We start from the raw sequence: 18,930 nt of genomic DNA, 5'->3' as shown, positions 1-18,930 counted from the left end.
GCTCAACTCACTTATTGTGGAAAGTCGCGCCTTCTATCGTCACCATCAGCACCATTTTGCGCAGGTGGTCTGAACCAAGCAGCTGGTAGGCGTAGTCGTTGTCAAAGATCAGCAGCTGGCCTGGACTGGCGGCATGACGCCCCGCGACCGCACCGCTGAATGTCTCGCGGTCGGTTTCGTCGCTGTACGGCGCCAGGCGCTGCAAGCCCGGCTTGGGCGCATAGGCCACCGTCTCGCTGCCAGACAGGTAGTAGTGGATCTCCACGTAGCGCCGGTTGCCGGTAAAGCACTCCGCTGCGGGCGCCGCGCCATCCACCAGGCGGTACACCAGGGAATCGCCGATGGAATGGCACACACCGGGATTAAGCCGGTGCAGGTTGGCGATGGCCTCCATGCAGCGCCGCCACCTTTTCGCCGAATGGTAGCGCTGGCCGAACTCCTCCACGCTGTTGACGATGATCATGCGCGGTCCTCCCCATTTAGCGGCGACAGGTCCAGCCGGTAGCTGAACTCCTCCAGATACACGCGGTAGGAGTCCAGCACCTCGGAACCCCAGGAGTTGGAACCCAGGCCGCTCACCTTGTAATCCAGGTTGACGGTCCAGAAGCCTTCCTCGCGCAGAGCATTGTCGTGGCGCGTGGCAGCGATCTGCTCCGCACTGTAAGGCCACACGCTGAAGTTCATTCCCTGCGGCGCATCGATGCGCAACCCCTTGCCGTCGGTGCGCTGCAGCTTGGCCCAAGCCACATCCATGCGGTTGCCATTGTCCTGCGGCTTGGGATAGTGCTCGAACAGGTCGGCCGCCGCGCTGCGATAGCGGTCGATGATATTGCAGGCCTTGCTGTCCGGGTAATTCTCCCCGGGTCCGCGGCCAAAGTACTCGACCTGCTCCAACTGGCGGTGCACACCCAGCGCAAGGCCGATCTTCGGAATCATGTCGCGCATGCCGCCGTACGGCTTGCCGGACAGGGTGAGCTGCACCCGTCCCGCGCCGTCCACGCGATAGTGGTAGCGGCAGCGCATGCCGTAGCCGAGCACTGGCGGCGCCACCTGGCAATCGACAATCACCTCCAGCGCATCGTCATGGCGGAGCACCTCCATGCCGCGCAGGTGCTCCTGCATGATGTTGAGGTGCTGCGGCAGCCACAGCGCTTCGTTCTCCTGCTTGTGGTTGTCGATGCAGGGTTTATAGAAGGCCAGTTGCGGCGGCCTTGCCAGCAGCGCCATGCCGCCCGCCTCCCATTCCGTCAGCCTTCCGGTCAGCTTGCAGAACACCAGGTGGAAGCCGATGCCTTCCACGCGGTATTCCAGGCGATGCTCGGTCAGCGCAGGCGGCGCCAGGGGCGCATTCACTAGTTCGAGTGCCGGTGCGGCCGGTACTGGCAGCGCGAACTGGTACCGCGCCAGCTCATGCTGCGCGGCGCTAAAAGCTGTCGCCTGCTCGCGGACCACATGCACATTCAGGTGGCAGCGCGCGTGACCGGCAGGCGGCGCGGGAATGCGCAGTTCCTGGCGCTGCCCCGGCTGCAGCGGCGGCAACGGCAGGCGGTCCTGCCAAAGCAGTTCGCCTTCCGCTTTCACCTGCAGCAGCAGGCAGATGCCATCCAGGCTGCTGAACCAGTAACGGTTCTCCACTTCCAGCAAGCCGGCGGCGGCATCGATGGCGCGCACCTTCACCGGGGCGATCACCTGCTTGTACTCGCGCAGCCCTGGGCCCGGCCGCTGGTCGGGGTAAATCAGGCCATCGCAGCAGAAATTGCCGCTGTTCGGGTAGTCGCCGTAATCGCCGCCGAAGGCATAGAACGGCCGACCCGGCACGCCGGGCTGCAGGATGGCATGATCGCACCACTCCCATACATAATGCCCCTGCAGGTGCGGATGCCGGTCAAACACCGCCTGGTACTCGGACAGCCCGCCCGGCCCGTTGCCCATGGCATGCGCGTATTCGCACAGGATGCGCGGCTTGTCCATCGGGTACTCGCCAAAGGCGTTCATCATCTGCACTCGCGAATACATGGTGCTGACCACGTCGCATACTTCCGCGTCGCGGTCTTCCTCGTAATGGATCAAGCGGGTGGGATCGATCTCGCGGCAACGCGCCGCCATCGCGCGGATATTGCAACCGTAGCCGGATTCGTTCGCCAGCGACCACATGATGATGGAGGGATGGTTCTTCTGCGCGTGCACGTGGCGCTCGATGCGGTCGACGAAGGCCGCCTCCCACGCCGGGTCGTCCGTGACCTGACTCAGGTTGCCGATGTTGACGAAACCGTGCGTTTCCACATCGGTTTCCGCCATCACGAACAGGCCGTACTGGTCGCATAGCTCGTAGAAACGCGGATCGTTGGGGTAATGCGCGGTGCGCACCGAGTTGATATTGTGCTGTTTCATCAGCACGATATCCTGCTCGGCGCGCGCCATGCTTACGGCGCGGCCGCGCAGATGGTCGTTGTCGTGGCGGTTCACGCCATGCAGCTTGAGGTAGCGACCATTCACGTGCATCAAACCGTCGCGCACCTCGACCTCGCGGAAGCCGACCCGCAGCGGCACCACTTCCAGCAGCGTGCCGGCATCGTCGTACAGGCTGATCTCCAGCCGGTATAAATAGGGGTCTTCCGCGTTCCACTGGCGCGGCTCCGGCACATTGGCCTCCCACGCCAGTTCACGGCCTCCGCCGCGCTGCAGTTCGCGCGCGCCGTCGAACAATGCCCACTCAAGACGCCACCCGGCGGCTGCCGATACGGCGACCGCGCAGGACAGGCGGGCGTCGCGGTAGCCGGCATCGAAACGCGTCTGCACGCAAACATCCTGCAGGTGAATGGCGCCCTTGCCTACCAGGTAGACATCGCGGAAGATGCCGGCGGTCCACCACATATCCTGGTCTTCCAGGTAGCTGGAATCGGCCCATTGCAGCACGCGCACACTGAGCAGGTTAACGCCGTCCACCAAAAAGTCGGTGATGTCGAATTCCGCCGCCAGCCGGCTGCCCTTGCTCATGCCGGCATAGCTGCCGTTCACGTGGACTTCGAAATACGTCTCCACGCCGTCGAAACGCAGCACCACGCGTTGGCCACGCCATTCCGGCCCCAAGGTCCAGCGGCACTGGTAGGCGCCGGTCGGGTTGGAGGATGGCACGTAGGGCGGGTCCACCGGGAACGGCATGCCGTCGTCGGTGTACTGCAGCTGTCCATGGCCCTGCATCTGCCACATGCCCGGCACCTCGATCGTGCCCCAACCATCCATAAACTCGCTATAGAACTGCGGCGGCACCTGCAGCGGATGGTCGAAGCAGGCAAAGCGCCAGTCCCCGCTAAGCGACAGGAAGCGGCGGCTACGCTCGCGCTCAAAACTGCGCGCAGTGTCGGCGTCGGCGTAGGCGAAGAAATAGGCGTGCGGAGGCAGCCGGTTCTCCCCCAGCAGCTGGTGGTTCTCCCACTTGTTCATGGTTTATGCGGAGCCGGCCAGGCCGCCGCCGTCCACCACCAGTGCGTCGCCGGTGACAAAGGAGGATCGATCCGATGCGAGGAACAACACAGCCTGCGCGATTTCCGGCGGCTGGCCCACGCGCATCAGCGGACGGCCAGCGCCAGCCGCCACCAGGGCGTTCTGTTCCAGGCCAAGCTGCTGCGCCTCATTGCGCAGCATGGGCGTATCGGTATCGCCCGGACAGACGCAGTTGACGCGGATATTCTGCGGGCCGTGGTCGACCGCCATGGCCTTGGTCATGATCACCACTGCGCCTTTGGAAGCGCAGTAGGATACCGCATCCTTGCCGCCCACCAGGCCCCAGCCCGAAGCGGTGTTGATAATGCTGCCGCCGCCCTGTTGCTGCATCACCGGCACGGCATATTTGCACATCAGGAAGATCGATTTGACGTTCACCGCCATCACCTGGTCCCATTCCTGCTCGGTGGTATGGACCACGTTGGCGCGGCGGGTAATCCCGGCGTTGTTGAACAACACATCGAGCCGGCCGTAGCGCGCCACGGCTGCCGCCACGGCCGCTTCGCAGTCCGCCGCCAGCGCCACGTCGGTGCGGATGAAGGAGGCGCGCGCCCCGCTCGCGGCGAGCGCCGCCGCCGCCAGTTCGCCGGCTGCCCCGTCGCGGTCGGCGATCAGCACCGTGGCCCCCTCGCGCGCAAACAATTCCGCCGTGGCGCGGCCAATGCCCGAAGCGCCGCCAGTCACCAACGCCACTTTCCCTGCCAGTTCACCCGTCTGTTGCATGTACCGTCTCCGCTGTTTTGATTGTCGTGCCATGTTGCCCTTTTTTTCATGCACCCACAAATGAATCCTCTGCATCGCATGCATAACCTTGGCTAATGCATGGCAGCACCGCGCCGCATACCGGGCGCATCATGGCTTCACATTCGCGGAATACATTAGGTTCTCCACACAAGCAGGAGAGCATCATGGCAATTCCCAGGCAGCTGGCCTGCGTCGGCCTCGGCACCGGCGCGCTACTGTTGATCCCTTTGGCGGCAATGCAGTTCACCGACGAGGTGCGCTGGACCCTGGTGGATTTCATCCTCGCGGGCGCGCTGCTGGCCGGCATGGGCGCCTGTTACGTGCTGCTGGCCAGCCGCATGCACGACAGGGCGCAGAAAGCCGTGCTGGCGATCGTACTCGGCATCGGCCTGCTGGCGGTCTGGATGGAATTGGCCGTGGGCGTCTTCGGTACGCCCCTGGCAGGCAGCTGACAACGCTGGTTTTTATATAGTTGGTTGCAACAGGACGTGCATTTTCGGTAAGATCTACAGCATCGTCCATGACAAAGCGATTCTATGACCAACCTTCGCCAGAATTACGCGATGATCATCGCCACGATGGTCATGTATGGCGCCGCGTTGTTCATCAATGAGTTGATGTTCAAGCAGCTGGAATTCGCCGAAGGAATCAACTGGATCTACCTGCCGGCCGGGGTGCGCTTGCTGGCCACCCTGCTCTTTGCGGAGGCTGGCGCAATCGGGCTGCTGCTGGTGTCGTGGCTGTACTGCTTCCTCTTCCTTTTCCCGGACGATCCGGTGCGCGCTTTCGCCGGCGGCCTGCTGTCCAGTGTCGCGCCTTACCTGGTCTACCTGGGCGCCAGGCGCTGGCTGGACCTTAAGGGCTCACTGGCCAGTCTGTCGCCGCTGCAGGTGCTGGTTTGCGCTGTGGCCTTTTCGCTGGCCAGCCCCCTGCTGCACCACATCTGGTTCGCCCTGTATGAAGGCCGCGAGCATCTGCTGCACAGCTTCGCCGTGATGGCTCTGGGCGATTTTTTCGGCACTGTCCTACTGCTCTTCTTCACCAAATGGGTCATGCGCCTGTCGCAGCCCGGCCGCTGAGACCCACGCCGCCAGCCCGGCCAGCAGCAGCCACGCGCTGCCTGGAAGCGGCAGCCCGACGACCGCCTCCACCACGCTGAATTGCGCGTTGTCGAACGATGCCAGCTGCAGCAGTCCGCCCGTGGTGGCAACAGGCACCAGCAGGGTAAGCGATGCCGGCGCCGGGCCGAACGCATGGGCCCCGTCAAATCCCGCCAGCCCGGCGGCGCTGAAATCAAGGAAGTCGCCATTGAATTGATCGAGGAAGCCGGCTGTCCCGTTGTTCTGGTTGACGAAGAAAAACACCTGCTCCCGCGCGAACAATGGCGCCTGCCCTGCCAGCACGACGCTGAGGTGCGGCAATGGCAAGAGCCAGATTCCCTGGTCAATCTCGAAGACATCGTCGGCATCGCCCAGCGCCGTGACCTGGATGCCGGCGCCGGTGAACCCGACGCCGCCCAGCGTCCCATCGGCGCTACCCGTCAGGGTGTAGCGCAAGGGTCCGGCTGCGGCATAGCCCGCAACGAACAGCCACAAGATGAGGCAAATCAGGCGTTTCATGGCAGCCTCCTTCAGTCGGAATCATCAAGGGCGGTGCGGCGCGGCAGGCGGGACAAAGCGCAGTCCTGGCACCACCAGTCGGCCCGTCCCGACAGCACGCCGGCTTCCCGCTGAAGCGCACGGCGCATGCTGCGGGCTGCGCCCAAGGGATCGTTGCGCTCCTGCGCCGGCGGCAACGCCGCGCCCTGGCGCTGCCCCGGCGCGCTGCCTTTCGCTGCCGGTGTTGCTGCTGCCGCCAGCATCGGCTGCAGCATGGCATGGGCGGCGCCGGTCTTCCAGCGCAGCAGGTAGTTCCGGCCCTGCTCATCGGACATGGGCGCCGATAGCTGCCGGCTGTCGCTGGACCATACGGGACGGCCGGTAAAGTCCACGCGCCCGTCCGCCGATTCGAACACCGCCCTGCCGTCAACCAGCAGCGTCGACCGCCGCTGCGCCCTGCCGGAGAAATGTGGCCGCCCGGCGATGGTGGCGACATGCAGGCCGTCCGGCGAGAAAGCGGCGCCATACCAATCATCGGCCAGGGCGGACAACTGCTGCCCGCTCGCCGCGTCGAAGACCAGGTATTCGGTGGAGGTGGGGTTGACGCTGCCGCTGACGACCAGACGGCCACCGTCGAGCCATTCCATGGCCTCGGCGACGCGCATCCCGCCCGCCACCTCGCCCGCCGCGACCGGCTTGACCACTCTCTGCAGCAGCAACTGGCCATGCTGATCGATGATGCTCAGCTTGCCCTCTTCCCAATAGGCCAGGCGCTGGCCGTCGGGCGACCAGACCGGCAGTGCTTTGCTGCGCCCGTTTTGCTGGAAGCATGTGGCGGCCGCGCCGGAGCGTTGGATACAAATCGCATCGCCCCGCACTACCGCTGTGCGCAGGGCCGGCGTTTCGGCAGCGGCGGCAGCGGCAGCGGCGGCGATGAGCGGGATGAACAGGTTTAGCAGGGCATTCATTGCATCTCCCTCCCCGGGCAGGACGCTTGCGGCGTCTGGCAGGCGCCAACGCCAAGCGGATTGGCGTAACCGGCGCAAGCGGCCCTGCCGGCTCCATTGTAAAGATCCAGCCGGTAGCCACGGATCGCGCCACCCGTATCGTTGGCCAGCAAGCCGGTCCCCGTGCCATCGACATCCACCAGCACGCCGCGGCCCGGTATGATTGCCCGGTCGCGCGCCACAGTCTGCCCCGCAACCACGGGCGTCCCATCGGCGCCGTTGACCGAGGCCACGGCCACGAACTGCCGCGTATTGACGTTGTAGTTGATATAGCCGCCGCCATTCAATTGCCCCGATCCCTGCAAGCGAACATTGGCGATGAACGCGGCGCAGTACGTGCCCTGCAGGCCGCCCGGATTGAGCACCGTGCCGGAATAGCGCGTGCCGTAGATGGTGGTCGCGCTGCAGGCGTTCGGCTGCGTGCCGTAGTCGGATTCCAGCGCCAGCATATAGCAGGACATGCCGAAGGTCGCCACGCGGTTCAGGTTATTCCGCGCCTCTGCCCCATTCAGCTGGTAGCGCGCAATCAGCCGCGCCAGGCCGCCCGGCGTGGGTGCGCCGCCCGATGCCGGGGCGGTGAAAGTGATGTCGTTCGGATTGCTGGTCGGCGTAACGCCGTTGGCCATGGCCACCACGGCATGGTTGCTGCCGCTGATAGCCTCGGTGCCAAAGGCGAAGCTGCCGCCCGTCGGCGTACCGGTGGCGCGCGCTGTGGTGAGCGTGGTGCGCGCCAGGGAAATGAAGGGGCCGGTCTTGTTCCAGGTGTCCGCCCCGCTGCTGCCGTCGTCATTCCGGTAGGTGCCGCTAGCCGTCATGCAATCGGAGGCAAACGTCAGCGTCTCGGAAAAGCCCTGGCAATCCTGTCCGCCGTTGTAGCGCGCCCGCACCGTAAAGCCGGTCGTGCCGTTCAGCGTAATGCTCAAGCTGTGGTTTGCCGAGCAATACGGGAACTTGCCCGTCCCCGTCAGTGCCGACGTGATCGCAAACTGGCCGCCGAATATATCGGTCCAGGTGCCGGGCACCGTGCAGTCGGCTGCCTTTGCCGATGCGCCCACCAAGAGCAGGAGCCATCCCCCCATGCAATGGATCTTCATGGCTTGTCCTCCGTTGAGTTTCATAACTCAGCTTAGGAGGGCCTTGGCTTTTTTTCTATTTTAATTATTGGGTAATTTTTCCTATATCCGGGTTCGGATTTCCCAGGCGAGCGCGGCGCTAGAACAAGGCTTGCTGCGCCGTCGTCAGCGCCGAGAAGCTCTCCTTCAACGGCAGCAGGATCGCATCGGCGATCGGCAGCAGCTGCTTATCCAGATAATGCTGGTAGTCGATTGGCGAACGCAGAACCTCAAGCGGCTCCGGCCCGTTGGTGGTGATCACGTAGCTGATACGGCCGCCGTTCTGGTAGCGCAGCGGCCTGCCCTGCGCCTTGTTGAATTCATCGGCCAGGCGCGCGGCGCGCACCTGCGGCGGCACGTTGACCTGGTATTCATCCAGCCGGTGGCGCAGGCGCTTGCGGTAGACCAGCAGCGCATCGTGCTCGCCGGCCAGCGTCTTGCGCACATACTCGCGCACGTAGTCGCGGTAAGGCTCGTCCTTGAAGATGCGCGTGAACAGCTCCTGCTGGAATTGCTGCGCCAGCGGCGTCCAGTCGCTGCGCGCGGTTTCCAGGCCGCGATAGATCATATCGCCGTCGCTGGTCAGCCCTGCGTAGCGCTTTTTGCTGCCCAGTTCCGTGCCGCGAATGGTGGGCATGAAGAACTTGCGGTAGTAAGTGTCGAATTCGATTTCGAGGTAGCAATCGAGTTTGTACTTCCGGCGCAGGCGGTCGCGCCACCACTGGTTGATTTTGGCGACCAGGCCGCGCGCAATGGCCAGCGCCTCCTCCGTTTCGTGCGGACGCTTAAGCCAGATGAAGATGGAATCGGTGTCGCCGTAAATCGCTTCATAGCCCTCCTTCTCCACCAGCTCGCGCGTAAGTTTGAGCAGCTCGTGTCCGCGCAGGGTCACCGAGGAAATCAGCTGCGGATGGTAGAAGCGGCAGTCGGTCGATCCCAGCACGCCGACAAACGAATTCATCAGCAGTTTGAGGGCGGTCGACAGCGCGTCGTTCTTCTCGCGCTTGGCGGCATCGCGCCCCTGCCAGAGCTGGGTGGTGATGGCGGGCAGGCAGTGGCGCGTGCGCGAGAACTGGGCGCCGCGCATGCCGGGCACGGTGTCGCCGCCGTCCTCCGCCTCGGCCCCGCCCTCCACCAGCCCAACCGGGTCGACCAGGAAGGAGCGGATGATGGAGGGGTACAGGCTTTTGAAGTCCAGCACCACCACCGAGTCGTACAGGCCGGGGCGCGAATCCATCACAAAGCCGCCGGGCGACGCCACCGCCGGCACCTCGCCCACGTTCGGCGCCACATAGCCTTCGCGGTGCATGCGCGGCAGGTACTGGTGGTTGAAGGCGGCAATCGATCCGCCCATATGGTCCGGCACCAGCCCGGTCACGTGCGAGCGCTCCAGGATAAAGTCCATCACCCGCGTCTTCTCGAAAATGCGCGTGACCAGCTCGCAGTCTTTCAGGTTGTAGGTGGCCAAGGCCGGCTTGTCCTCGCGGAAGCGGCGCTCGATCTCGGCCATTTTGTCGTAGTCGCTGCCGATCTCCTTGCCCTCGCCCAGCAAGGCCTGCGACACGTTTTCCAGGCTAAAGGAGGGGAAGCTCCAGGAGGCGGCGCGCAGCGCCTCGATGCCGTCGATGGCGATGCGGCCGGGGATGGTGGCGAACACATAGCCGTCGCGCGCCTGGTGCGTGCGCCATTCAACCGGGCGGCCCTCGCGCCCCAGCAGCAGCGGCACCTTGTACTTTTCCGCGTTCCTTTGCAGCGTCTGCAAGTCGAACTGCACCACGCTCCAGCCGATGATCGCGTCCGGGTCGTGCCGGCGGAACCACTCGTTCAACTTTTCAATGGCGCGGCGCGGCGTGGCGCAGTACTCCAGGTCGAAGTCCACCTGCGGTGCGGCGGCCGGCGTTTCGCCCACCATGTAGACCTGGCGCTGGCCGCAGCCTTCCAGCGCAATCGAATACAGCTCGCCGAAAGCGCTGGTTTCGATATCGAGCGACACCATGCGCAGGCGCGGGCGGTACTCCGGCGCGGGGCGCAACTTGCCGCCCTCCTCTTTCACCCCGGCGGTGATGAAGCGCTCCATCAGGTAGCGCTCCGGCGGCTTGATATCGGCCTCGTACAGGCGGATGCCGCGCTCGCCCAGCTTGCGTTCCAGCGCCAGCAACTGCTTGTAATGACTGGCGTAGATGCCCACCACCGGCTCGCGCTGGAAGGTTTTCAGCCCCACCTCGCGCAGGTCGATGCCGGACATGCCGGCGGCCAGGGTGGCGATGGTGTCGCGCAGCGCGGCGTCGGCGAAGGCCACCGAGGCCTGCTCGGTCAGCAGGACCTTGCGCGGCCCGTCGTCGGTGGCGAGCCAGAACTCGATTTCAGTGCCGTCGCGGGCATCGCGCCAGGCGCGGGTAAGGATAAATCCAGGCATAAGCCGAAATTATACTGTATGAACACACAGTAAACTTGCACTAGTGAAAAGGGCTTGCTAAAATTCAATGTTGCCCCGCAACAACGCGAGGCAAAGTACATAGAAATAGGAAATAATCATGATCAAGCACATCGCAGCCGCCGCCCTGATGGCAGCCACTTCTTTCACCGCTACCGCAGCTGAACCAGTCTCCTACTACGTTGGCGCCGACACCGGCGTGACCCGCGTTAACGACTACAGCAACGACAATAGCTACGGCGTATTCGCCGGCGTAAAAGTCAACCAAAACGTGGCGCTGGAAGCCGGCTACCGTGAACTGGGCCGCTTCCCTGCATACAGCTATGGCTTCTTCAAAGCGAAGCAAACCGCAATTTCCTTGATCGGTTCCGCACCGGTGGGCGCCGTTTCCGTGTTCGGTCGTATCGGCTTCAACACCATCAAAGTAGAAACCCGTGCTGGCAACGGCAACGATGACGGCCTGCTGCTGGGTGTAGGCGTGAGCTACAACATCAACAAGCAAATCAGCGCACGCGTTGAATACCAGCGTCCATCCAGCGACAGCAAAAACCTGAGCGTGGGTGTTTCCTACGCTTTCTAAGCGCTAGCGCTTGAAAGGAAAGCCGCCGCCCGCTGGGCTGGCGGCTTTTTTATTTGGCCTGCAACTGCGCCAGCGCCGCCTCCAGCACTTCATCGCGGCCGGCGCGCGTGCCGTCCACGGTCGGTTTGACGGCATGCTGCGGCTGCACGCCCACGCCGACAAAGGCGCGTCCGTCGGCATAGGTATCGAGCTTGGTGCAGATGCGCGCGGCGCCGCCGCCCGGCAGCTTGATGAACAGCGGCTGGCCGGTGCTGCCGCCCGTCGGTTCGCCCACCAGCGCACCGCGCTGCATGCCGTCGAAGGCCACGGCAAAATCCTCGGCCGCCGAGAAGGTGGCCGCGCTGGTCAGCACCAGCACCGGCTTGGCGTAGTGGCGCTTGGGATCCGGCTGCATCACGTCCGGCGCTTCGGAATACATCGGCATCTCCTTGCCCCAGGCGCGCCAGGACGGCTTGTAGTCGCGCGTGGCCCAGCGGCTGGTCATAAACGCCTGCGTATCCAGCGTGGCCAGGATCTTGTAGCCAACCATCGAATTGCCGCCGCCGTTGCGGCGCACGTCGATCACCAGCGCGGAGGACTTGGCGATTTCGTCGAAGGCCGCCATCCAGGCGTCGGCGGCACTGTCGTCTTCAAAGCTGTTCAGCGCCACATATGCCACGTCGCCCGGCAGCATGCTGAATTCGAACGACGGCGGATTGGCGCCGGCCGCCTTGCGCGCCGCGCGGCTTACGCGCGGCACCTGCTGCTCGAACTGCTTGCCGGCCGCGTCGCGGAACACAATGCGCGCCGCGCTGCCCTCGGCGCCGCCCAGCAGCTGGTAGCCGAAGGTGCGCAGCTCCCGGTCCTGCGGGGTGGAGGCGCTGACATAAGGGGCCACTTCGCGCGCGGCGTAGGACTTCACGTCCGAGCCGTCGATCGACACCACCTCCACGCCCGGCATGATGCCTTTGGCGCGCAGGCCTGGGTCGTACACTTCGGTCACGATGACGCGGCCTTCAATCGGCAGCGTTTTAAGCAGGGGCACGCCGAACATGCGCGCGTGCAGCTCCTGCGGCGGGAAGACGTTGGTGTGGCCGTCTTTCAGCTTGGCCACCGTTTCGGTCAGCACGCGGTAATAGTCCTCCGTGCTGCGCGTGGCGCGCACACGCGGCAAGGTCTCCAGGTACAGCTTGTCCCAGTCCAGCTTTTCCAGGGTGGCGGTGTCGAAAAAGTTATATTTCACTTCCGACCACAATTTGGACAGGCCGGCGACTTTTTCATCCTCGCTGATGTTTTCCTTGTAGGCCCCCGCCAGCGCGGCGGATTCCCAATTCATTACAGGCTGCTGCTGCGCCATTGCGCCGCCGGCCACCAGGGCCAGTACCAGCGCTGCTACATGGCTTTTTGCCATCTTGTCTCCTGGTTTTGCTGAATGCACGCCATTCTAGTGCCAAGCTGGCAAGCACGCCACCTTGTTACAAGCCTGATACTTTCCGTGGCAGGGCTGGCTGCTAGAATGCTTCCTCGAAAAAACCACTTCACATTTCGAGACTATGCGCCGACTTGCCCTCCCCCTGCTGGCAGCCTTGCTGGCAGCCCCCGCATTTGCCCAAACCCCAATCACCCTCGACCAGGCCATGTCGCATCCGGACTGGATCGGCACACCCGTGGAAACCGCGTGGTGGAGCTGGGACGGCAAGCAGATCTTCTATAAACAAAAGCGCGTCGGCTCCTCGCTGCGCGACACCTTCCAGGCCGGCGACAAACCGCGCCTGGTGCCAGACGCCGAGCTGGCCAACCTGGACAGCCCGAACCTGGTCTTCAACCGTGAGCGCACGCGTGCCATCGTGCTGCGCAACGGCGACCTGTTTGAACGCGACCTGAGATCGGGCGCCCTGGTGCAGATCAGCCGCGGCACCGCCAACGCCTCCGCCCCGCAGTACTCGGCGGACGGTGCCAGCGTGCAGTTCAAGGTCGGCAACGACTGGTTCAGCTGGAGCCGCGCCGAACGCCTGGTATCGCCGGTGGCCCTGCCGCGCGCCGCCAAAGACCCGGCCGCCGCACCGGACGAAGACTACCTGCGCGAAATGCAGCTGCGCCTGATCACCACCCTCAAGCGCCAAAAGGACGAACGCGACGAAACGCGCGCGCGCGCCAAGGAGGAACGCCAGGCCGACGCCACCCGCGCCCCGGCCCCGCTCTACTTCGGCGAGAAAGTATCGATCGACGCCTCCTCGCTCTCGCCGGACGGCCGCTGGCTGGTGGTCGCCACTTCCCCGAAAGCAAGCGAGAACGGCCGCGTCGGCAAAATGCCGCGCTACGTGACCGAATCGGGCTACGAGGAATTCGACGACCAGCGCACCCGCGTCGGCCGCAACCTGCCGCTGGCGCAGTCGCTCAAGCTGGTTGACCTGCGCACCGGTACCATCAAGGACCTGGCCTTCGACAGCCTGCCCGGGATTAGCACCGACCCGCTGGCCAGCCTGCGCGAAGCGGCCAAGCAGCCGGCCCTGAAAGGCAACCGCGCCACCCGCCTGGCCACCGATGAAGGCGACGGCATCGCCTGGAGCGACAACGGCGCCAAGGCTGCCGTGATGCTGCGCACCGTGGACAACAAGGACCGCTGGATCGCCGCCATCGACTTGCCGGCGGCCAAGCTGCAGTCGCTGCATCGTCTGACCGACAAGGCCTGGATCAACTACGCCTACAACGATTTCGGCTACCTGCCGGACAACAGCACCCTGTGGTTCATGTCCGAAGAAAGCGGCTACTCGCACCTGTACACCCTGGACGCCAGCGGCAGGCAGCGCGCGCTGACCAGCGGCAAGTGGGAAGCCTCGAACATCACCTGGAACGGCGACGGCACCCTGGCCTACATGCTGTGCAACCGCCGCACTCCCGGCCAGTACGAAGTATGCGCAGCCTCCGCCAAGGACGCCACCGTGCGCGAGGTGACGCAGCTGAACGGCGGCGTCGAGCAATTCGCCCTGTCGCCCGACCAGCGCAAGCTGCTGGTGCACTACTCCTCGGCCTACGTGCCAACGCAGCTGGCCACCGTGCCAGCCGCCGGCGGCGCCGCCACCAAGCTGACCGATACCCGCAGCGCCGAATTCAAGGCGCGTGAATGGATCCAGCCGCAGATGGTGGCCGTGCCGACCACCCACAATGCCGGCGCGCCGATCTGGTCCAAGCTGTATCGCCCGGCCACGCTGGAACCGGGCAAGAAATACCCGATCGTGCTGTTCGTGCACGGCGCGGGCTACCTGCAGAACACCCACAACCGCTATCCGCAATACTTCCGCGAGCAGATGTTCCACAACCTGCTGGTGGAAAAAGGCTACATCGTGCTGGATATGGACTACCGCGCATCCAAAGGCTATGGCCGCGATTGGCGCACCGCGATTTACCGCCAGATGGGCCACCCGGAACTGGAAGACTATGTGGACGGCGTCAAATGGCTGGCGGCCAACCACCAGGGCGATATCAGCAAAGTGGGTATTTACGGCGGCAGCTACGGCGGCTTCATGACCTTCATGGCGCTGCTTCGTGAACCGGAACTGTTCAAGGCCGGCGCCGCGCTGCGCCCGGTGACCGACTGGACCACCTACAACCACGGCTACACCGCCAACATCCTGAACACCCCGGATCTCGATCCGGAAGCCTACCGCAAGTCCTCGCCGATCGAGTACGCGGACAAGCTGAAAGGGCACCTGTTGATCGCCCACGGCATGGTGGACGACAATGTGTTCTTCCAGGATTCGGTGCGCATGGCGCAACGCTTCATCGAGCTGAAAAAGGATAACTGGGAACTTGCGGCCTACCCGCTGGAACGCCACGCCTACACCCAGCCAGAAAGCTGGTACGACCAGTACCGCCGCATCTACCAGCTGTTCGAGCGCACGCTGAAGTGATTCAGAACCGCTGAAACCGGAAAACCAGGGTCCGACCCTAAGGGGCGTACCCTGGTTTCCTGGTTCTCAAGGTTTCGCCACACTACTAGGCAAAACCTGAAAATCATCCGTCTGGTAAAGCGATTGCCAGGCAGCCAGCAAAGCCGGCGGCGGCGTCACCAATTTGCGCGCCGTCAAATCCAGCCATCCCCCCGAACTATTGATACGCGCAGCCAGCTTGCCGTCGCTGCGATAGATATCCGAGCGCAGCTGCCAACGGCTGCCATCCTGCGACAAGCCCGCCACCGCCAGCGTCACCGTAATCTGGTCCAGCAGCAGCACTTCCTTGGAATAAGAGATGTCATCCTTCATCACCACCGGACCGATGTTCAGGCGCTTGAACTCCGCCATCGGAAAGCCATTCTCCGCCAGGAACAGCATGCGGATATCGCCCGCCTTATTCAGGTAGGCCGTGTTGGCCATATGGCTGTTGAAATCCATATCGCCCCAACCGGCCATCATCTTGCGCTCAAACATCGTGACTCCTTCGTAATCAGCCCTCGGCCGCCAGGAAGTCCAGCAAAGTCAGTGCCACGATCTTGGTAGCCTTGCGCAAATCTTCCAGCAGCAGTTTTTCATCCGCCTTCTTGGCATTCGATTCGGGCACGCTGCGCGGCCCGGCACCATATAGTACAGCGGGAATGCCATGCTCGCCATACAGGCGGGCATCGGCATACAACGGCGTGCCGACGGCAGGGATATCCTCGCCCAGTACCGATTTGGCATTCTTTTGCAGGTTTGCCACCAGTTTTTCACCCGCCGGCAGCGGACGCAAAGCGTGCGACAGCAACAGACGCTTGATCTCAAGGCGGATGCCGGGCACGCCCTGCACCGCATCTTCGATCAGCTTGCGCACCTGCGCCTCCACCGCCACCGGGTCTTCCTCCGGGATCATGCGGCGATCCATCTTCATCACCACCTTGCCCGGCACCACATTGGTATTGGTGCCGCCGTCGATGCGGCCCACCAGCATGGTCGGCGAGTCAATGCCCGGGACGCTCGATTTGATTTTCTTCAGTTCCGGCAGCTGGCCGTAGATCGCGTTCAGGATCCTGGCCGCTGCCTGCAGCGCATCGTGCCCGGTTTCCGGCATGGCGCCATGGCCCGATTTGCCATGCACCGTGATTTCCAGTTGCAGGCAAGCGTTGTGCGCCGTGACGATGTTGTAGCTGAAGCCCGCCGCGATCACATAATCCGGCCTGGTCAGCTTTTCGCGCAGCAGGAAGCCGGGGCCGAGCAAGCCGCCGAATTCCTCGTCATAGGTAAAGTGCAGCTCCACCCCGCCCTTCAGCTTCACACCCAACGCCTCCAGCGCACGCACGGCAAAGATATAGGTGGCGAAATCGCACTTCGACACCGCTGCCGCGCGGCCGTAGATATAACCCTTGTCGATTACTCCGCCGTAGGGAGGATACGTCCACCCCTCGCCCGGCGGCACCACGTCGCCATGCGCATTCAAGGCGATGGTCGGGCCGCCTGCCGCGTAAGGGCGGCGGATAATCAGGTTGGTGATCGACTCCATGCCGTAGGCGCGCACCTCCTGCTCCGGCACCGCGTGCTTCTCCGCGTTCCAGCCATAGGCCTTCACCAGTTCCGCCACGGTCTCCGCATGCGGCGCGTTGTTGCCAGGCGGCGTATCGGTCGGCACGCGCAGCACTTGCTGCAACAAGGCCACTTCCTCATCGAAGTGGTCATCAATCCATTGGGTGATTTGTTGGTTCATTACTTTGCTCCCGCGGCAAACCACGCGCCTAATTCAGCGCGCTCCGCATCAGTCATATTCGTCAGGTTCCCGATCGGCATATCCTTCTGCTCCACCGCCCGCTTGTGGATCTGGGCCGCGCGCTGGCGGATCTGGTCGTCCGTATCAAACAATACGCCCGCCGGCGCCGTGGCAAAGCCAGGCTGGGTCGGCGCCGCAGCGTGGCAGGACAGGCAGCGCGCATCGATAATCGCCTTCACTTTCGCGAACTGCGCCGCCGGATAGGCCACCGCCTTGGCCGGCGCCGGCCTGGACGGCGCAATCGCCACCGCCACCGCCGCCAGCAGCGCCAGCCCGATCATCGGATAGCGCCACTCGATGCGGCCCTTATGGCGCAGGTTGAAAAAGTGGCGGATGAACACCCCCGCCGCCATGATCATGCCCAATACCAGCCACGCATACTTATGCTGGTACGTCATCGCATAGTGGTTGCTGATCATGATGAACAGCACCGGCAACGTAAAGTAATTGTTATGCACGCTGCGCTGCTTCGCCTTTACGCCGTGGATCGGGTCCGGCAGGCTGCCCGCCTGCATCGCCTGCACCATCTTGCGCTGGCCGGGGATAATCAGCATCGCCACATTGGCCACCATGATGGTGCCGATCATCGCACCGATATGGATAAAGGCCGCGCGCCCGCTCAATACCTGCGTCAAGCCATATGCCGCGGCCACCAGCAGCAGGAACACCACCAGTCCAAGCCACTTCTCGTTCTTGCCTAACGGCGAGCGGCACAGCGCGTCGTACACCACCCAGCCCAGCACCAGCGATCCAATGCCGATGCCGACCGCCTGCAGGCTGGAGATATCCGCCACCTGCTTATCCACCATCATCGCCTGCGCATTGAAGTAATACGCAATCGTCAGCAGCGCAATGCCGGACAGCCAGGTGGTATAAGCCTCCCATTTAAACCAATGCAGCTCCTTCGGCAATTCCGCCGGCGCCACCAGATACTTTTGCGGGTTATAGAAACCGCCCCCATGCACCGCCCACAACTCGCCCGAGACACCCTTCTTCGCCAGGTCCGAGCCCGGAGCCGGAGGACGGATCGAATTATCCAGCCACACAAAATAGAACGACGCACCGATCCAGGCGATGCCGGTGATGATGTGAAGCCAACGCACCAGCAGGTTGGCCCATTCCAGGCCATAGGGCAGCAGGTATTCCATGCAAATCCTTGAGTTAGAAAGGTGGCAATCTAGCCAAGATACGCGCTTTCAGGTTTCGGTATCATGAAATATGTCGTATATTCAAGATATTCGATTTCATATACGTAAGCAAGATGTCCGCCCTACCGCAACACCTCGATATCCACCTGATCCGCATCCTCTACCTGCTGCTGGTGGAGAAGAACGTATCGCGTGTTGCGCTCAAGCTGAACCAGCCGCAGCCCTCCATCTCGGCCTCGCTGCGCAAGTTGCGCGAACTGACTGGCGACCCCTTGCTGGTAAGGGGCGCGCGCGGCATGGTGCCGACCCAGCACGGCGAAAGCCTGCTCAAGCCGGCCAAGCGCATCCTGGACGAAGCCGAATCGCTGTTTGTCAAAAAGACCCCCTTCGTCCCGCAGGAGGAAGCGCGCACCTTCAACATCGCCGCACCCGACTACCTGGACAGCCAATTCCTGCCGAATGTGGTGGCAATGCTACGCCGAGGCTCGCCCAAGAGCCGCGTCGTGATCCACTCCATCGGCCCCGGCACCGACTATTTGCGCCTGCTGTCGGACGGCGACATGGACCTGGTGATCGCCAACTGGGACGAACCGCCGCAGCACCTGCATATTTCCAAGCTGTTCGAAGACCCGATCATCTGCGCCATGCATGCCGCCAGCCCGTACGCCAAGCGCACCGAAAGCGACGCCATGACGCTGGAAGACTACCTCACCCTGCCCCACGTCGCCCCATCGCAGATGGTGCCCGGCTACGGCGGTGTGATCGACGCCTTCCTCGAACGGCAAGGGTTACGCCGCAACGTCGCCGTGGAATCAGCTTATTTCAGCCTGATTCCCTACATGCTCGCGCAGACCGACCTGGTACTGACCACCGGCCGCCAGTTCCTGCGCTTCTACGAAAACTCGTTGCCGCTCAAGTTTTTCAACGTACCGGTCAAATTCCCCCCGATGCGTTTCTACCAGCTCTGGCACGAACGCGTGCACCAGGCCCCCGAACACAAATGGCTGCGCGACCAAGTCACCGCCGCCGCCCGCGCCCTCTAAAATGTCCACATTTCTTCCTGACCCCAAAGTGGACAAAAAAGGAATATC

16 protein-coding genes are annotated in these 18,930 nt (G+C 63.4%); 5 read left to right on the top strand and 11 right to left on the bottom strand.

Annotated features, from left to right (window positions below; genetic code table 11):
• Positions 1-7 precede the first annotated feature (7 nt).
• Genes GTP41_RS04710 through GTP41_RS04700 form a run of 3 tightly spaced genes read right to left on the bottom strand, consistent with a single transcriptional unit; the run spans position 8 to position 4,227 of the window.
• Complete coding sequence (locus GTP41_RS04710; RefSeq protein WP_161024422.1) at positions 8-463, bottom strand: beta-galactosidase subunit beta; 456 nt, start codon at positions 461-463, stop codon at positions 8-10.
• Positions 460-3,444 (bottom strand): beta-galactosidase subunit alpha, encoded by a 2,985-nt coding sequence (ebgA, locus tag GTP41_RS04705; RefSeq protein ID WP_161024421.1) that lies wholly within the window; start codon positions 3,442-3,444, stop codon positions 460-462. Before ebgA ends, GTP41_RS04710 begins: the two co-directional genes overlap by 4 nt.
• A gap of 3 nt (positions 3,445-3,447) precedes the next feature.
• Entirely contained in the window at positions 3,448-4,227 is a 780-nt protein-coding gene (locus GTP41_RS04700) for an SDR family NAD(P)-dependent oxidoreductase (protein ID WP_161024420.1), read from the bottom strand.
• 185 nt (positions 4,228-4,412) lie between these two features.
• On the opposite strand from GTP41_RS04700, the gene GTP41_RS04695 reads away from it, so the two are divergent.
• Positions 4,413-4,700, top strand: a complete 288-nt coding sequence (locus tag GTP41_RS04695; protein ID WP_161024419.1) for a hypothetical protein — start codon at positions 4,413-4,415, stop codon at positions 4,698-4,700.
• 84 nt (positions 4,701-4,784) lie between these two features.
• The gene (locus GTP41_RS04690; RefSeq protein WP_229502735.1) at positions 4,785-5,327 is read left to right on the top strand and encodes a hypothetical protein; all 543 of its coding nucleotides are present in this window, start codon (positions 4,785-4,787) and stop codon (positions 5,325-5,327) included.
• Here the strand turns inward: GTP41_RS04690 and GTP41_RS04685 are convergent.
• The 4 genes from GTP41_RS04685 to GTP41_RS04670 form a co-directional block, all read right to left on the bottom strand.
• Positions 5,274-5,867: a hypothetical protein gene (locus tag GTP41_RS04685; protein WP_161024418.1), complete on the bottom strand. Its 594-nt coding sequence runs from the start codon at positions 5,865-5,867 to the stop codon at positions 5,274-5,276. The two genes, GTP41_RS04690 and GTP41_RS04685, sit on opposite strands and share 54 nt — an antisense overlap.
• Before the next feature lie 11 nt (positions 5,868-5,878).
• Positions 5,879-6,814: a WD40 repeat domain-containing protein gene (locus tag GTP41_RS04680; RefSeq protein ID WP_161024417.1), complete on the bottom strand. Its 936-nt coding sequence runs from the start codon at positions 6,812-6,814 to the stop codon at positions 5,879-5,881.
• Entirely contained in the window at positions 6,811-7,947 is a 1,137-nt protein-coding gene (locus tag GTP41_RS04675; protein ID WP_161024416.1) for a 3D domain-containing protein, read from the bottom strand. The genes GTP41_RS04680 and GTP41_RS04675 overlap by 4 nt, the downstream gene beginning before the upstream one ends.
• A gap of 118 nt (positions 7,948-8,065) precedes the next feature.
• Positions 8,066-10,381, bottom strand: a complete 2,316-nt coding sequence (locus tag GTP41_RS04670) for a DNA polymerase II (protein WP_161024415.1) — start codon at positions 10,379-10,381, stop codon at positions 8,066-8,068.
• Between the two features lie 118 nt (positions 10,382-10,499).
• Here GTP41_RS04670 and GTP41_RS04665 point away from each other — a divergent pair, with 118 nt between their 5' ends.
• A complete protein-coding gene (locus tag GTP41_RS04665) occupies positions 10,500-10,979 on the top strand; it encodes a porin (protein WP_161024414.1) in 480 nt (159 codons plus the stop codon).
• 49 nt (positions 10,980-11,028) lie between these two features.
• Here GTP41_RS04665 and GTP41_RS04660 read toward each other — a convergent pair whose 3' ends face one another.
• The gene (locus GTP41_RS04660) at positions 11,029-12,369 is read right to left on the bottom strand and encodes a S41 family peptidase (protein ID WP_161024413.1); all 1,341 of its coding nucleotides are present in this window, start codon (positions 12,367-12,369) and stop codon (positions 11,029-11,031) included.
• Positions 12,370-12,511: 142 nt separating this feature from the next.
• Between GTP41_RS04660 and GTP41_RS04655 the strand changes: the two genes are divergently transcribed.
• Complete coding sequence (locus GTP41_RS04655; RefSeq protein ID WP_229502734.1) at positions 12,512-14,869, top strand: S9 family peptidase; 2,358 nt, start codon at positions 12,512-12,514, stop codon at positions 14,867-14,869.
• 66 nt (positions 14,870-14,935) lie between these two features.
• On the opposite strand, the gene GTP41_RS04650 is transcribed toward GTP41_RS04655, so the two are convergent.
• The 3 genes from GTP41_RS04650 to GTP41_RS04640 are packed head-to-tail and all read right to left on the bottom strand — an operon-like array spanning position 14,936 to position 17,839.
• Positions 14,936-15,385, bottom strand: a complete 450-nt coding sequence (locus GTP41_RS04650; protein ID WP_161024412.1) for an acyl-CoA thioesterase — start codon at positions 15,383-15,385, stop codon at positions 14,936-14,938.
• Between the two features lie 16 nt (positions 15,386-15,401).
• A complete protein-coding gene (locus GTP41_RS04645; protein ID WP_161024411.1) occupies positions 15,402-16,631 on the bottom strand; it encodes a M20/M25/M40 family metallo-hydrolase in 1,230 nt (409 codons plus the stop codon).
• The gene (locus GTP41_RS04640; protein ID WP_161024410.1) at positions 16,631-17,839 is read right to left on the bottom strand and encodes a urate hydroxylase PuuD; all 1,209 of its coding nucleotides are present in this window, start codon (positions 17,837-17,839) and stop codon (positions 16,631-16,633) included. The genes GTP41_RS04645 and GTP41_RS04640 overlap by 1 nt, the downstream gene beginning before the upstream one ends.
• A gap of 113 nt (positions 17,840-17,952) precedes the next feature.
• On the opposite strand from GTP41_RS04640, the gene GTP41_RS04635 reads away from it, so the two are divergent.
• A complete protein-coding gene (locus GTP41_RS04635; RefSeq protein WP_161024409.1) occupies positions 17,953-18,882 on the top strand; it encodes a LysR family transcriptional regulator in 930 nt (309 codons plus the stop codon).
• Positions 18,883-18,930 lie beyond the last annotated feature (48 nt).

This window comes from Pseudoduganella guangdongensis, assembly GCF_009857475.1.
GTDB lineage: Bacteria > Pseudomonadota > Gammaproteobacteria > Burkholderiales > Burkholderiaceae_D > Rugamonas > Rugamonas guangdongensis.
Note: the sequence above shows the minus strand (reverse complement) of the source record. Positions and strands in the feature narration are given on the sequence as shown.